The 16,109-nt window shown below is 52.7% G+C and carries 13 protein-coding genes; 5 read left to right on the top strand and 8 right to left on the bottom strand.

The window, feature by feature from the left end; all coding sequences use genetic code 11:
* Window position 1 precedes the first annotated feature (1 nt).
* The 5 genes from NXS13_RS05515 to NXS13_RS05495 all read right to left on the bottom strand — a co-directional run bounded on the left by NXS13_RS05515 (window position 2) and on the right by NXS13_RS05495 (window position 7,075).
* Complete coding sequence (locus NXS13_RS05515; RefSeq protein ID WP_259158358.1) at window positions 2-1,795, bottom strand: DUF262 domain-containing protein; 1,794 nt, start codon at window positions 1,793-1,795, stop codon at window positions 2-4.
* Between the two features lie 20 nt (window positions 1,796-1,815).
* On the bottom strand, window positions 1,816-2,967 hold the full coding sequence (locus NXS13_RS05510; protein ID WP_310470376.1) for a cation diffusion facilitator family transporter: 1,152 nt from the start codon (window positions 2,965-2,967) through the stop codon (window positions 1,816-1,818).
* 589 nt (window positions 2,968-3,556) lie between these two features.
* On the bottom strand, window positions 3,557-4,570 hold the full coding sequence (gene ilvC / locus NXS13_RS05505) for a ketol-acid reductoisomerase (RefSeq protein WP_259077841.1): 1,014 nt from the start codon (window positions 4,568-4,570) through the stop codon (window positions 3,557-3,559).
* Between the two features lie 85 nt (window positions 4,571-4,655).
* Window positions 4,656-5,177 (bottom strand): acetolactate synthase small subunit, encoded by a 522-nt coding sequence (gene ilvN, locus NXS13_RS05500; RefSeq protein ID WP_259077854.1) that lies wholly within the window; start codon window positions 5,175-5,177, stop codon window positions 4,656-4,658.
* An 8-nt stretch (window positions 5,178-5,185) separates the two neighbouring features.
* The gene (locus NXS13_RS05495) at window positions 5,186-7,075 is read right to left on the bottom strand and encodes an acetolactate synthase large subunit (RefSeq protein ID WP_259289473.1); all 1,890 of its coding nucleotides are present in this window, start codon (window positions 7,073-7,075) and stop codon (window positions 5,186-5,188) included.
* Window positions 7,076-7,499: 424 nt separating this feature from the next.
* Between NXS13_RS05495 and NXS13_RS05490 the strand changes: the two genes are divergently transcribed.
* Genes NXS13_RS05490 through NXS13_RS05475 form a run of 4 tightly spaced genes read left to right on the top strand, consistent with a single transcriptional unit; the run spans window position 7,500 to window position 12,553 of the window.
* Window positions 7,500-8,900, top strand: a complete 1,401-nt coding sequence (locus NXS13_RS05490) for a mechanosensitive ion channel domain-containing protein (protein WP_259077883.1) — start codon at window positions 7,500-7,502, stop codon at window positions 8,898-8,900.
* Window positions 8,901-8,942: 42 nt separating this feature from the next.
* Complete coding sequence (locus NXS13_RS05485) at window positions 8,943-9,452, top strand: PH domain-containing protein (protein ID WP_259289472.1); 510 nt, start codon at window positions 8,943-8,945, stop codon at window positions 9,450-9,452.
* A gap of 12 nt (window positions 9,453-9,464) precedes the next feature.
* Window positions 9,465-11,303, top strand: a complete 1,839-nt coding sequence (gene ilvD / locus NXS13_RS05480; protein WP_259158355.1) for a dihydroxy-acid dehydratase — start codon at window positions 9,465-9,467, stop codon at window positions 11,301-11,303.
* 14 nt (window positions 11,304-11,317) lie between these two features.
* Window positions 11,318-12,553: a glycosyltransferase 87 family protein gene (locus NXS13_RS05475; RefSeq protein ID WP_259077900.1), complete on the top strand. Its 1,236-nt coding sequence runs from the start codon at window positions 11,318-11,320 to the stop codon at window positions 12,551-12,553.
* Here the strand turns inward: NXS13_RS05475 and NXS13_RS05470 are convergent.
* Genes NXS13_RS05470 through NXS13_RS05460 form a run of 3 tightly spaced genes read right to left on the bottom strand, consistent with a single transcriptional unit; the run spans window position 12,550 to window position 15,363 of the window.
* Complete coding sequence (locus tag NXS13_RS05470; RefSeq protein WP_259077903.1) at window positions 12,550-13,521, bottom strand: DoxX family protein; 972 nt, start codon at window positions 13,519-13,521, stop codon at window positions 12,550-12,552. The genes NXS13_RS05475 and NXS13_RS05470 overlap by 4 nt on opposite strands.
* Window positions 13,522-13,576: 55 nt before the next feature.
* Entirely contained in the window at window positions 13,577-14,515 is a 939-nt protein-coding gene (locus tag NXS13_RS05465) for an HNH endonuclease family protein (protein WP_259077905.1), read from the bottom strand.
* A complete protein-coding gene (locus tag NXS13_RS05460) occupies window positions 14,512-15,363 on the bottom strand; it encodes a LysR family transcriptional regulator ArgP (RefSeq protein WP_259289471.1) in 852 nt (283 codons plus the stop codon). The genes NXS13_RS05465 and NXS13_RS05460 overlap by 4 nt, the downstream gene beginning before the upstream one ends.
* 71 nt (window positions 15,364-15,434) lie before the next feature.
* On the opposite strand from NXS13_RS05460, the gene NXS13_RS05455 reads away from it, so the two are divergent.
* Window positions 15,435-16,109 carry a LysE/ArgO family amino acid transporter gene (locus NXS13_RS05455; RefSeq protein WP_259077908.1) on the top strand — a complete coding sequence of 225 codons (675 nt, stop codon included), beginning with the start codon at window positions 15,435-15,437 and terminating at the stop codon, window positions 16,107-16,109.

Below are 16,109 nucleotides of genomic sequence, written 5' to 3'. Positions count from 1 at the left end.
ATTACTTGCGGGCATCCACGAAGGCACCTGGGCCCTCTTCTCCAGCGTGAAGGTTATCTTCATCAACATCTAAGATGGCTGTGACTCCCATGGCTGACTCGATCATCTTCAGAATCTTATGGCGTCGATCATGAAAGAATTCTCGGGCATTGGCACTAAAGAGTAAGTGAGAATCAATGAGATGGGAATTCAATACGGCATCGAACTCCGCATCGTCAAGCAGACTTTTCAGCTGAATTCGGTGCAGGTAGCGCGCAGGCGAGTTCTGCTCCAGCATCACATATGTGCGCCGCGACATTGGGGTCCGGTTGAGAACCGAATCTGATAGAAATTCTTCGATGCCGTTTTCCGCGCACCACTCGGTCGGGAAAATCTTGCGGAAATGTGTGCTGAGGGCGTGGAAATTTTCCCCGTCGAACCTAGAATTGCTGCGCCAATCTATAGCACCGCGCCCCATGATTAAAGCATAGATGCCTTTATAGAGCCCAGAATGTGGGGTAGCAGAATGCAGTCGTGATTCCACAAAGCGGGCTTGAGCAATGGTTTTTGGCTCTGGTACGCCCCTGGAATTGTTGTAATCAAGAATCCACTTGGTTACTTCATCGACATCTTGGCTTGTTCGCACCATGACAGCTGGGGAGCCGTAGAGTTCGCCAAATACCCCGCACCAGAACCAGCGATTCAGGCGGTCAAGTGCTGCTTGGTTGTCCAAGACACTGTCATCGAGAAGGGCTCTGATCGCGGCTAGGGGTACCAATTGGGCACTATAGGGCACTTGGTCAATGGAATGAATACAGCGTTCAGTGAGGAAGTCACCGACGTGTTCAAATGCAGATCGCAGTTTTTCTGCGGCCTCTTTGTACTCCTCGAGCGTGAGCTGCAGAATTGACTGCCTGAAGCCTGAGGCTTTGCCCTTGTTGTAGGTGCAATAGAGGGCAACAGCAGTGAGGAATTCGGTGCGCCCAATTTCTGCTAAAGCTGGGTGGGCATTAAGGACCCGCTGGGTTTTGCGCCAATCATCGGCTAGGTGAAAATTCTGGTCCTGGGCAGCAAAGATTGCAGTGATGAGCTCGAATACGTCCATTTGCTGACCCACGCTATTAGCATGGGCAAAAATCGATCCGATTCCAGCCTGGGCAGTATCACGATCCAACCTGATAATGGGGATTTGGTAGCGCACTAGTGGCTTGATAACCCGGGTATAAAATTTCTTTGCCACGTCATGGGAGGAAGCAACAGCTATATCGAAGAGTAGATCTGTACCTTTTTCAAAGAGTAAATCTGCCACTGGAATATAGCCATAGGTAGATGCAGTATCGGAGTCTGGAAGTTGTGCAGAAGGGCCGAAATGCGAACACACAACACCTTGTTCATCAACTGCGATGACAGCATCATCTGGAATGATTTCTTCTGCTGTAGCGCGCTCAACATTAACGTAAAACCGCCGCCGCACCCGCTTATGACGAAAGTCGACGCTTTCGACGATTCCACCACCACGGAGGCAATGATACAAGGTAGTCAGGCGTTGTTGTCCATCAAGGAGCAGCATACCTGGACCCAGGCCATGATCTGGGGCGCCGGCGAGGGGGCGCGGACGGAAACGGAGTACCTCGTTGCGCGTGTCGAGCGCCATGAATGCGCCGATGGGGTCGCCCCGTAGGACTGAAATGATTAGAGTGCGGATTTGGTCGACATCCCACCGGTATTCGCGCTGGAAATCTGGCAGTTGGATATCGCCGCGATCTACACGAGCGAAGAGATCGAGAAGATCATAACTTGGGGTGCTATAAGCCATAATTTTAGCTTAGCCGATGATCAGCACGTCGTCTCGTGCCTTTGGTGCCCGGGGCCTTCGAGCTGCACTGTTGAGTGCTCGATACCAAAATCGAGCAAGCGATCTTGAACTTTATCCAAGACGGTACACGACCCAATGGACATATCGCGATCGACTACGAGGTGGCAGGTGGCGATTAGTTCATTGCCGTCAAGTGACCAGACGTGTAGATCATGTACTGTTAGCACATCATCGATATGGGTAAGCGCTAGCTTAATCTCGGCCATGTCTACCCCTAGTGGCACCTGTTCCGTAATCACCCTTAGCGATTCCCATGCCAGCTTCATGCTCCGCGGGAGAATGAGGGCTGCGATGATGAGCGAAGCTACCGTATCAGCCCATATAATTTGGTAGAAGATCATGGCGAGGGCTGCGATGATTACGGCAATTGATCCGAAGAGATCGACGAGAACGTGTAAATAAGCACCGCGCATATTCATGCTGGAGTGACTGTGTCCGTGCAACACAAGTGCCCCGAAAATATTTGCCACCAAACCTATGATGCCTACTCCGAGCATTAGCGGGGCGTTGATCTCTTCCTGGGCGAAAAAACGCATGATCGCTTCCACTACGATCCACAACGAGATAATCGAAACGCTCAGCGCGTTCGCTAAGGCGGCTACCACCTCTAGTCGGCGGTAGCCGTATGTTGCGGTATCGCTTGCAGTCTTGCGGGCGAAAATGATGGCTAACGCGGCTACTAGAAGTCCTGTTGAATCCGAGAGCATATGCATCGCGTCAGAGACGAGGGCGAGCGAGCCAGATATATATCCACCAATGAGTTCGGCAAAAAAAATTGTCGCGGTGAAAATAAGAACTGTTAGGAGTGCTTTTAGACCCTCCGGTGCGTGGCTATGATGATCATGATCGTGGTTGTGGTTATGGTTGTGATCATGGCCATTACGGTGGTCATGGTTGTGGTCATGATCATCATCGCGGGCATGGCCACGACCTACAAGCACCTTGGACTGCTGGGGCACACTGTGCTCCTGATCGTGTGTGCGAGGAGTCGGAGCGGTCTGGGACTCGGAAGCGTCACGTGCGCGGATACTATAACGACGCGCGCCTCGCGAGCGAGTTTCTCCCGGGCGACGGCTGTGTCCGTGGTTTAAATGACGTCGTTTCCTGCTCATAATGCTACCCTAACCTGTACTTTCATTAACTTCAATATAATGAAAATAGATATTCATATCAGTCGGTCTTTTTGGGGTTTTTCTTAGAAAGGCGAGAGCAAAAAAATGGGGCGACCGTCGACATACCCGGCTCGTTGCCATCGCTTACCGGTCGTTTCCGGTTACTTATTTCGAAGATATTTATCGCTGACACAATTTACGAGGCTAGACCTCCACGAAGACGGTTCGACGCCCCCGCACGTTAAGCAAATTCTCACAGATCCAATACTTCTTCTCATTAGCTCTAATGTGCCCACATTGAGCACTCGGATGCGACAAAGCGAGCTTTTAAGGTGGGTGTACCCGAAAGTCCAGCCCACACGCTACAGAGCACGCAAGAACACAAGTTACAACCAGATGATGGGAATTGGTCGGCAAAGTAGAACTTAAGAGGTAGCTCTAAGAGTAGCTCTATCGAAGCCCAGCTCTCCTACTCTCAACACATATCCCGAACCTCACCAGGCTTGTACCCAATGTCGAATAGTAAGCTTGGCAGAGCAAAACCCCTCGGAATACCCGAGGGGTTTGAGGGTCAGCAGCTACCTAAACTCTAGGCAGTGGCATCGAGAGGATTTTTAACCCAGCTCATAAGATCGCGCAGTTTCTCGCCAGTCTCTTCGATCTGGTGTGCAGAAGTCTCAGCGCGCAACTGTTCAAGCCGCCGATTGCCGTCTTTGATATTGGCTAGGAGCTGCTCTGTGAAGGAACCGTTCTGGATATCCTGCAGAATTTCGCGCATGCGTGTCTTCGTATCCCCATCAATGACACGAGGACCAGACAGGTAGCCGCCGAGCTCAGCGGTATCGGAAATCGAGTAATTCATATTAGCCAGACCGCCCTCATAGATGAGGTCAACGATCAATTTCATCTCATGCAAGCATTCGAAATAAGCCATCTCCGGCTCGTAGCCAGCTTCAACGAGGACATCGAAACCATTTTTAATCAGCTCTTCGAGGCCACCACACAGCACAACCTGCTCACCAAACAGATCAGTAACAGTCTCGGCCTCAAAAGTAGTGGGGATAACCCCGGCGCGAGCGCCACCGATGGCTGCAGCATAAGACAGGCATAGCTCCTTGCCGTGACCGTGAGGGTCTTGGCCTACGGCAATCAAGCACGGCACCCCTTTACCGTCGACAAATTCACGACGGACGAGATGTCCAGGGCCCTTAGGGGCGATCATTCCTACGGTTATATTCTGCGCAGGCTCGATCAGTTTGAAGTGAATATTGAGGCCGTGGGCAAAAAGGATTGTATCGCCGTCTTTTAAATGTGGTGCAAGGTCTTCCTCGTAGACTTTGGCCTGGGTGGTATCGGGAACCAAGACCATGATGACATCTGCCCATTCGGCGGCCTCGGAATTTGTTTTAACGTCGAAACCGGCTTCTTCAGCCTTTTGACGTGATGGGGAGCCTTCGCGCAAACCGATAACGACCTCGACTCCTGAGTCACGCAAATTCATCGCATGGGCATGCCCTTGGGAGCCGTAGCCCAAAACCGCTACCTTGCGGGATTGGATGAGGGAGAGATCAGCATCTGCATCATAGAGCAGCTCAATTGCCATGAAAAAAGGACCTTTCTGTTAAAGAATATGAGTCACACGAGAGTTTCCTAGTGGGGACTCTTTGAAACTAATTATAGGATACTGCTTAATTGATCTTTGGAGCCATCGTCTTCGGACCACGGGTCAAAGCGATCGGCCCTGAGGATATTAATTCTCGAACTCCGAAGGGCCTTAGGATCTCCAGAAAAGCCGCCAACTTATCCTCGGTACCTGTGGCCTCGATAACCACAGATTCGGGAGCCACGTCGATAATCCGAGCCCTGAAAATATTGGCTGCATCGACTACCTGCGGGCGATTTGAGGCATCTGCCGAGACCTTAACCAGCATTAGAGCACGGGCCACTGTCGATTCTGGATCCATGCGAACCACTTTGCGAACTGGCACGATCTTGTTGAGCTGTTTGGTGATCTGCTCAATAGCATTTTCATCCGCATCGAAGACGATGGTAATTCGTGTGAGCTGTGGCGTTTCGGTGGTGCCCGAGACGAAGGAACGCAAATTGAAGCCGCGACGTGAGAACATTGCGGACACTCGGGTCACCAGCCCATCAACGTCCTCTACCAAAGCGGACAGTATATGGCGGGAATTTTTAGGTTGATTATTCACGCTATCCCTCAGATCTTTTTCGTCATATCGTCGACGTCGGTGGGCGAAGCTTCGTCGAAAAGCGGACGTAGATCACGCGCGTATTGAATTTCGGAATTCGAGTGCCCCGTAGCGACCATGGGCCACACCTGCGCATCCTCTCCGACGATAAAATCTATAACCACCGGTCGGTCATTGATCTCGCGCGCTTTGTGAATCGCCTCAAGTGCCTCCGCCTCGGTGGTGGCTCTAAAAGCAGCGCAGCCCTGAGCCTCAGCCAGTCCTACAAAATCAGGTAGAAAATGATTACCCTTGCGCAGTTGGGTATGAGAGTAGTGTCCGTCGTAGAACAGTGTCTGCCACTGGCGCACCATGCCTAAGTTGCCGTTATTGATGAGGGCTACCTTAATGGGGAAGCCATTAGCTGAGGCCGTAGTGAGTTCCTGGTTGGTCATCTGGAAACATCCATCGCCGTCAACCGCCCATACTTCACGGTCGGGTGCTGCAGCTTTAGCGCCTACGGCCGCCGGAATCGCATAACCCATGGTTCCTAGCCCCCCGGAATTAAGCCAGTGACGAGGTTTTTCGAAGTCGATAAACTGCGCTGACCACATTTGGTGTTGACCTACTCCGGCACAGTAGATTGCCTCAGGTCCAACTATCGATGAGAGGGACTCAATCACGAATTGAGGTTCCAAAACTCCATCGGCGCTGTGCTCGTAGCCACGCGGGAACCTCTCTTTAAGATCGCTGAGATGATACGTCCACGCAGAAATATCAATTCCTTGGGGCAAAGTTCTATCAAACTCTTCCGCCAGCGCCACAAGTACCTCGCGGGCATCCCCAACTATGGGGATATCGGCCATTCTGATCTTGCCAATTTCGGCTGGGTCTATATCAGCGTGGATCACCTTAGCCTCCGGGGCAAAAGATGCAGTATCACCGGTTACGCGGTCATCGAAGCGGGTGCCGATAGCGATCAGCAAGTCGCTCTCTTGAAGCGCCCCCACAGCGGGAACTGTTCCATGCATGCCTGGCATACCCATATGCAAAGGATGTGAATCGGGAAATACGCCGAGCGCCATCAAAGTAGTCACGACTGGAATTCCAGTTTTTTCGGCAAAGATTTTCAGCTCGCGGGCGGCATCAGCCTTCACGACGCCGCCCCCAATATAGAGGGCCGGGCGGGTAGATTCTGCGATGAGCCTCACTGCTTGTTCGATGGGACGCGAATGAGGTTTGGTCACGGGGTGATACCCAACAAGTTCCAGACGCGGTGGCCAGTGGAATTCCATTTCCATCGCTTGGATATCTTTGGGAATATCTACGAGCACTGGTCCGGGGCGGCCCGTATTCGCTACATGAAAGGCCTCGGCGATAGCCCGCGGAATTTCGTCCGGAGAAGTAATCATAAAACTATGTTTGGTCACCGGTATCGTAATCGATCGAATATCGGCTTCCTGGAAGGCATCTGTTCCTAACATGGGGCGGGCCACTTGGCCTGTAATGGCGACGAGCGGAACAGAGTCGAGATAGGCATCTGCTATTGGGGTGACGAGATTGGTTGCACCTGGTCCGGACGTGGCAATACAGACGCCCACTTTTCCGGATACTTGTGCGTAGCCTGTCGCCGCGTGGCCAGCACCTTGCTCATGTCGAACTAAAATATGCCGCAATTTCGTTGATTTATAGAGCGCGTCGTAGAGTGGCAAAACGGCCCCGCCGGGCAGACCGAAGACAATATCGGTGCCCAACATTTCCAGAGTCCGAACGACCGCGTCGGCGCCGGTCATTCGTTCTGGTTGTGCAGCTTTAGCACGCGAAGCAACCGTGGCGGGGCTCGGACGTGAGGGAGTTGTCACGACTTCTAACTCCTTGTTGGGGTCTAGAAATAAAGATATTCCTTCACTCCTGCCCATTATCCATGGTGTGATAATCGCAAAGAATGAAGCCAATGGCGGTCTGCCACCTAAAACACTAAAGCCCCCGTATTCCTAGCACTTGTGGTGCGTAGGTTTCGGGGGCGCTTTGGTTTCGACTTGAACTTTAGCAAGCCGCGACATCAAGCGCCGCGCCGTTCACTACTAGTACAAGTCGAATAATGTTCATAGTCACCAATCATACAATTCAACTAAGGGAATTGTCGAAAATATCGCTTTTTACCCCTCGCCACTACCCCATCCAGAGCTCTCCCAAAAACCAATCGGTGCAGGTAGAGGCTTATTCGCCCAAAAAATTCTGGAGCACCCCAAGTTAAGCTATCAGCAGTCATGACCAAGCAGTGAGGCGCTCGATCCGCACTATTCGCGAGACCACAGGGAAGACGATAACCTAGAAAGAATTATGCATATCAGTTATATTGCCCAGTCTCTATGGAACTGGTTTCTCGATCCTGGCATTCCTCTAGCCCTGCTTATCTTGTTAGCGCTCCTGGTGCCCCGCGCTGGACGCCTCGCCATGTATATCATTCGTAATAAGGTCGTGGATGAACAAGCGGATGAGCAGAAAACCCAACTCGCCTTCGCGGGAGTATTTGTTTATGCCGCTCAAATCTTGGCCTATTTCCTCATCTTTGTTGCAATATTGCAACAACTTGGATTTTCTCTCGCTTCCGCAGCTATTCCTGCAACGGCGGCCTCAGCCGCTATCGGCCTGGGTGCGCAATCCATCATCGCAGATTTTCTCGCGGGCTTTTTCATTCTCTCGGAGAAGCAGTACGGGGTTGGCGATTGGGTGATCTTTAAAGGGGGATCTGCCGACGCTATCGAGGGCACCGTCATTCAAATTACAATGCGATCGACTCGTATTCGAACCCTCGCAGAAGAGACGGTTATCATCCCGAATTCCAAAGCCGGGGTGAGCATCAATTGTTCCAATCACTGGTCTTCTGCCGTAGTTTCCATGCCCGTTCCCCTTCTCGGATCCCATTCGGTGGACGAAGCCGTCGAACGCGCTACTAGCGCTACACAGCGCGCCCTCGATGAGCCTAATATACGTGAGGTGGTTTTGGGCCCCCTTGCCGTACATCCCGCATTGGCGATCAATCCGCCTGCGAGCGTTGGCATGCCGTGGACCATGCAAATGCGCTTCCTTACTCAGGTCAAGCCGGGTTCTCAATGGATGGTAGAACGCGCAGTGCGAGTCAAAATTATCGAAGAGTTTTGGCACGAATACGGATCCGCTGCAACGATTGATGGACGCATCGTTTCAGAACTCGAAGATACCCAGACTCCTCATTCACTCGCGACGCAAGCTACCACCGTTGAGTACACCCCCCAAGAAGGAACTATGCATCCCAGCAGTGCGGAACGGCTAACTGAGCGTGGATTCCTCACCGATAACGATCCCGCTGTTACCGATCCTGCGCAAGAGGACGACGCAGAGCCGACCGCACACTCCTCGCAGCATATTTTTACTTTCGGCGGAAGGGTACGTCTGTCCACTGCTTTGATGTTGCTAGCGGGGATCATTCTGCTAGCTATTAAGGCCTTCACTCTCGAACCCGAGCCCACTGCAGAAACTCCAACGCTGTTACCGCAGAGTCAGATCCAGCCCGCCATTCCAAGTGAAACTGAACCAGAGGTGACTATTGTTCCTCAAGATACCCACGACGATACCCACGTAGCGGAACTCACGGAGGAGCCGGTTTCCATCCAGCCCACAGCGAACCCCGAAACTGAAGTGACAGTCGAACCTGAATCCACCACCCCCTTAGATAGCTCAGTGGAGCCTGAAACTACTTAAAGAATTAACCGTGATCTTGAGAATCCAATATCATCAATGAGTATGAGCGACCACAACCCCGACAACCCCGAGACAATCTTTCGTGTCGATCGCGCCCATCTGCTCGCAGCGATCTTCATGGCAGCCCTAGCGCTGCTCATCTCAGGCGCTGCTTTTACATATCTCTTCTGGGTGCCATTCCTACCGCTGGTCATGATTTATTATGTGCTGAGGTCGCGCACCGTTATTACCACCGACGGGATTACCGCCTACTATGCATTCAAACGCCCAGCCACAATGCCATGGGCAGAATTCACCGGGCTCGGTTTTCAGGGCTCGCGCGCACTGGCATTTGGTTCGCACAATAAGAAGATGAGGCTTCCTGGTATCAGCTTCAATTCCTTGCCCGAACTAGAAAAAGCCTCTTTTGGCCGGATTCCCGATGTTATCACTAAGGCTCACCAGGCGGCCGATGACCAGGTTGTCATCATAAATAAAGACGGCCACCAAGTCCTCATTTCTAAGGATGAGTACGATGCCCGTATTCATAGTGATACCGCTGACAACGATTAAGGATTGACTAGTATGATTCCTCTGCGCTCTCGCGTAACCACGGTTGGCCGCAACGCATCTGGGGCACGCGCCCTATGGCGAGCTACCGGCACCAAGGAACAAGATTTTGGCAAACCAATTGTGGCCATCGTCAATTCCTATACCCAATTTGTTCCAGGGCACGTGCATCTGAAAAATGTGGGCGATACCGTTGCTGAGGCTGTCCGCAAGGCGGGAGGTGTCCCCAAAGAATTTAATACCATTGCCGTCGATGACGGTATCGCGATGGGTCACGGGGGCATGCTCTACTCCCTACCTTCTCGCGAGATTATTGCTGATTCTGTGGAATATATGTGCAATGCCCATACCGCCGATGCGATGGTGTGCATCTCCAACTGCGATAAAATTACCCCCGGCATGCTCAACGCCGCCCTCCGTTTGAATATTCCAGCGGTCTTCGTCTCTGGTGGCCCCATGGAAGCCGGAAAAGTTGTGTCCATTGACGGGGTCGCTCACGCCCCCACTGATCTCATCACAGCAATCACGGCCTCTGCCAATGAGGCAATCTCCGATGCTGAATTGCGCACAATCGAAGACCTCGCCTGTCCCACCTGTGGTTCCTGTTCAGGAATGTTCACCGCGAATTCCATGAATTGTCTCACCGAGGCATTGGGACTATCCCTGCCCGGTAATGGCACCACCTTGGCCACCCATACCGCTCGGAAGCAGCTTTTTGAACAAGCCGGCCATATGATCGTCGATCTGTGTCAGCGTTACTACGGCGAGGAAGATGAATCAGTGCTGCCACGCTCGATCGCGACTAAAGAGGCCTTTAGCAATGCCTTAGCTCTCGATATGGCCATGGGCGGGTCCACCAATACGATCCTGCACACTCTAGCGGCAGCTCAAGAAGGCGAGGTGGACTTCGATCTCAGCGATATTTCGGAACTCTCCCATAAAATTCCTTGTATTTCCAAAGTTGCGCCTAATGGGCACTACCATATCGAAGACGTCCATCGCGCTGGAGGGATTCCAGCAATCTTGGGTGAATTACGACGCGCCGGGCTCCTTCATGAGCAGGTACACACAGTGGCTTATGACACCTTAGACGGCTGGCTTAACGATTGGGATATCCGCGGCGGCAAAGCCCTCGATCGGGCCGAAGAACTCTTCCACGCCGCCCCCGGCGGCATGCGCACCACAGAACCGTTTAGCCAATCGACGCGGTGGGAAAGCCTAGATACCGACCAAAAAGATGGTTGCATCCACAGCATCGACCATGCTTACTCCGAAAACGGCGGACTCGTCATTTTGCGTGGCAACTTGTCCCCTGACGGTTCGGTTTTGAAAACCGCCGGCGTCGACGCCGAATTATGGGAATTTTCCGGGCCGGCACGGGTGTGCGAATCCCAGGAAGAAGCTGTGTCTATTATTCTCAAACGAGAGGTGCAGCCCGGAGAAGTAGTTGTCATTCGCTATGAAGGCCCAGCCGGGGGCCCTGGCATGCAAGAGATGCTCCACCCCACCTCTTTTCTTAAAGGAGCAGGTCTTGGCAAAGCGTGTGCTCTTATCACAGACGGACGCTTCTCCGGTGGGACCTCTGGTCTATCCATCGGCCATATCTCCCCTGAGGCCGCTCACGGCGGGCTCATCGGTCTCATAGAGAACGGAGATATGATCAGCATCTCAGTGAAAAACCGCGAACTCAATCTACTCGTCGACGCCGACGAGATCGAAAGACGTCGCCAGGCACAAGGGGTCCGCAACAAACCGTGGACGCCAGTCAACCGCCAACGCACAGTATCGAAGGCATTGCGGGCCTACGCAAAAATGGCTACATCCGCTGACAAGGGTGCCGTCCGCGAAGTATAGGAAGAAGAATCTCAATGACTTTGCTGCGGCGCTTCAGGCCGCTGCTCACGGTAGTAGCTTGTGTGGTCTCCGCACTCATTATGGTGCTTCAGATCGCAGACCCTCACGGGCATATAGATATGATCATTTATCGTCAGGGAGCACAAGCCTACATGGACGGAGCCAGTCTCTACCAGGCAGGATTTCCCGCCTACGATCTTACCTTGCCGTTTATCTACCCGCCCTTTGCAGCACTTCTCCTTAGTCCGTTCGCCCTCCTCTCAGAGCAGCACGCTGGCTACTTGATGATTGCTCTATCGGGGCTTCTCCTAGCGCTCTGCCTATGGTATTTAGGGCGCTATCTTTTCTCGTCTCCCTCTGCCGCATTACTTTTTACAGCCACAGGGTGGGGATTCGGGCTGCTTCTGGAACCTGTTGTGCAGAATGCCAAATTTGGGCAAATCAATATGTGGCTTCTCGCCTTGGTTTTTCTTGATATTGTGCCGCGCAAGCGAAAGATACCACGAGGGTGGTTGATAGGAATCGCCGCTGCCATCAAAATCACCCCAGCAGTCATGGTGCTCTACCTGGTGCTCCGCAAAGATCTCAAGGGCATTGGGATGTTTATCTTAGGAGCTGTGGGAGCCACGGCCATTGGTGCTCTTCATAATACCAAGGAAACTGTTGATTTCTTTGGCCGTGCCATCTTTGTTATGAATGATAATTCACGCATTGGTGTGAATATCGGCTATATCTCCAACCAATCAATCAAGGGTGTCCTCACACGGTTGTGGCCAAGTTCCGAGGCAGCCCACAATGCCAGTGACACCATTCAGGTACTCTGGCTGATCCTAGCGGTACTAGTGACCGTCATTTTCGCCGTAGTTATGCTCCGACTGCTGCGATCTGGCCTGGATTTCGAGGCAGCATTAGTCAATACAGCCCTCATGCTGCTAGTCTCCCCTATTTCCTGGTCACATCACTGGGTGTGGTGGCCTATATGGATAGCGGTTCTCGGCTACTATGCACTGCGTTTGCGTGCCCGTACATTGGTGGTTCTATTGGGAGCTATGAGCTTTTTTATGATGACCACTCCACCTCATTGGTGGCTCGGTGATCCCCAAGGTGATCAGGACTTTGAGCAGATTTTACTGCTTAAACTGTGGATGGATGATTATTTCTTTTGGACTCTTTTCCTCATCCTCCCACTGCTAAAGACGAACGTAAAAGGCGCTGCAGTCTCACCTGCAGCGCCTGGAGTTCGGACTTAGTTAAAAGGGTTCGTGGCCGCCCCGAACCACCACAACGCGGCGGCCGCACCAAGGCCTACTATCACAAAGACCCAGCTCGAAGCTAGAGGCCGTTTCGACCACGAACGACCGGCGTCGAAAGAGTAACGGCCAGGACCTGTGAATTGCACAACGAGAGCGATCGCGCTCAAAAATGCACCAAACCACAGCGTCTCAGTAGCCGTATTAAAGGTGAGGCTGTCTTGGATATTGATGGTGTGCAAGGCCATGAAGGAGGTTGATATGATCGCCAGCGCCGCAGCTACTGGGCTCAGGAGTCCAAAGAGCAAGAATATGCCGGCAGTAAGCTCAATCGTAGGAAGTGCGATGCTAAGAATATCGCCATAAGGATAGGCAGCAAATTCGGCGGATAGCTCACTGATACCCTCCGACGAACCGATGCGGAAAAAGACGATGAGAGCGTGACTGATGAGGTAGAGGCTAAAGAAGATACGCAAAAGGAGCAGTCCAAAGTCAAGAGTTCCACGCTTAACTTCCTTTTCCACGATCACCTCATCTCGAACCACAAAGTCTGCAGGAACACCTGCTGGCGCTGGTTCTGTTAGAGGAGCAGGTTGGGCAAGCTGCACAGCGGCAAGGTGCTGAGTGGCATCTGTACCCATAGCACCGTCGTCATAGGCACTGATAGGTGCATCAGAGGCGAGGCGATCACTCACTTCAAAAATTTCGGCCTGCTGGGTGGCAGCCGCCGGAGTGCGCACGGGATGATCCAGTGCATCCTCGGCGTGCATATCAGGCACCTCGCCTAGCACTGGTTCAGGGCTAGGGTTAATGCTAGGGCTGTGAGGGGGGATATCCTGTGGGGCCGCCCGTCCGGCGCGCGCATAAATATCTGTAGGCTCAGCAGCGGTGGGCGGCGTATTAGGATCAAAGGTTGGAATATCTGAGTCGAGCTCGGTGGCTCGATCGGGTGTATTATTCTCGCTCATACTCTATCAATGTAGGCGAGAACGCCGTCGAATAGGGCAACGGCACGCAGGAAAACTAGCAGCGATGCAGAGCTTTTTCCAAGGCTCCGCGCTCCGCTGTTGTGACCGCGAGATCATATGTGTGCTTGATCTGCACCTGCTTACGAGCATACTCGCAGTGAAATTCCTCGTTAGGTGGCATCCAGCTCGCCGCAGACTGTGCGCTCTTCGAGGAGTTCTCAGACTGCGTGGTGGCAAGGAGGTTAATAGGATCATTAGCAAAAGCGAGACGACGTTGATTATCCCACCGATAAGCTCCGGCATACCACGCGTCACCGAGGGCAACCACATGATCGATGGGAACGAGGGCACTGGTTTTCTGACCTCGCTGGAAATCAACGCGCTTCCCGGTATAAGGATCGATGAACCAGCCACTTTTCACCTTACATGTCTCGACCTTATTCTTCCGCTTCGAAGGAACAAAGACCACATCATTAAGGTCGCGCGCAAGAATATCATTTCGAGTATCGCAGCTATTGCCACTCAAATCGACGTCCATAGCATCGTCACTCCACGCCTTACCAAAAGCGCCTCGATCGTATGCGGGTGCATTCTTATCGAAGACGCGAGTCGGTAGCTCCGCAAGCCAAGCCAAAGATTGCTGGTCGCCAGTTACCGCTGGAGGCACCTCGCCTGCACCCTCTGGTCCTTCGGGTGCCACGTCGGGGAGCTGTTCGTCTTCCGCTGATTCTCCAGGTACAGCGTCGAGGTCCTCCTCCTGCTGAGGAGAGCTACCAGTGTCAGGGTTTTCCTCAGTTGTCGGGGTCACAGCCGAAGTCACTGCTGGAGGTTGAGTGCTCGATCCCGAATTACTTCCTAATACAACGCCCACAATGAGCGATACCGTCGTGATAATTCCAATTACTAAACTAATAAGCTGCGCCATATCAAGGCCAAAAGGTCGTGCATTTTTCACGGTCGGTACCGTATCACAACCGTCCGAAAATGTGCTCATAGAGTCTGTGCTGCACCAACTACCGCTTGGGTCAGGCGCTCTAGCGAGGTCGATTCCAGACGCCAGCTCTGCCAAAACAGGGGTACCGCCTGGACCTTTTCATCGAGGAGTATAATCTCTCCGCTCTCAAGAAGGGGGCTAGCCTCATGAATAGGTAGCATTGACCATCCCAGACCCACTCTCGTAGCTTCGATAAAAGCTTCGGCAGAAGGGATCTGGGATATGCGTCGGTGGCGCGAGTGCCCTTTGAGGTCATCAATTTGCAAGGTGTCCCGGGGACCAAAACGCAACGTTGGCATCGCAGCCCAATCTAGTTCGCCTTGGATTGTATAGCGGTGCGCGAGGCGGGGATGGGCAACGGGCACATAGCGCATGGTTCCCAATGCCACAGACTCACATCCGGGGACCGGATTCTTTTCTCGCGTCACTGCACCCAAAACATCCCCCCTACGCAGCAAGTTTAGCGAATGCGATTCGTCTTCGATGAGTAGCCTTAATGTGGCATTCTCCCACCGAGCCACCTCAGCCAACACAGGTTTAAACCAGGTGGACAGTGAATCCGCATTAACGACGACGCTCAGCGGAATACCCGCAATTCTTCCCTTTAATTCTGCTAGAGTCTCCGCCTCCAGAAGCGCCATCTTGCGAGCGGACTGCACCAAAATTTCTCCAGCAGCGGTGGCAGTCACCGGGCTCGTACGACGTAAGAGAACCCGACCGGCGAATTTCTCTAAACTCTTGATGCGTTGGCTAACCGCTGAAGGGCTAATGCCTAGGGCTGCGGCGGCATCTTCGAAACTACCCTCGTCGATAATGCTGAGCAATGTGTGCAGGTGAGTGGGGTTCATGAAGCTATTCTAAACTATGTTTAAGGTATGTAATTTTACTTAAGGATTCGCTCAATCTAATTTCATTGAGTATGAGCATTGTTATCGCTGGATTCCTCCTGGGAATCTCCATTATCGTGGCCATTGGTCCTCAGAACGCACTCATTATCCGACAGGGCATCAAACGCGAAGCTGTTGGAGCTGTTGTGGCCGTCTGTCTCATCAGTGATATCTTGCTCATCTTCGGTGGCACCGCAGGAGTGGGCGCCATAATCGAGCGGGCTCCAATTATTCTCACCATTTTGAAGTATGCGGGCGCAAGCTACCTCGCCTGGTTTGGGCTGAGCTGTTTTAGGGATGCTTTCAAACCTAAAGGCGGATCTATGGTCATAGAGCAATCCTCCCCTACTGCTCCCGTTGACGGTGCCAGCGGTTCCGGGGGCGTTCAGGTTAAGGTGCGACCACAGCAACGCACTCGGACATGGACGAAGCCCGTTCTCGCGGCGCTTGCGTTTACATGGCTGAATCCAGCTGCCTATATCGATGCACTCATCATGCTGGGCGGAATGGCAAACCAGTATGGAACGTCTGGTCGCTGGTATTTCGCTACAGGTGCCCTCATCGCCTCAGTTGTGTGGTTTCCTCTCATAGGCTTCGGGTCCAGCTACTTCTCCCATATCTTAGCCAAGCCCTCATCCTGGCGTATTATTAACGCTGCCATCGGCTGCATTATGGCCGTCATGTGTGTGCGCTTACTCATGCACTAA

The sequence above is a fragment of the Corynebacterium sp. ES2730-CONJ genome, assembly GCF_024834055.1.
GTDB lineage: Bacteria > Actinomycetota > Actinomycetes > Mycobacteriales > Mycobacteriaceae > Corynebacterium.
This window is presented reverse-complemented; position numbering and strand designations above follow the sequence as displayed.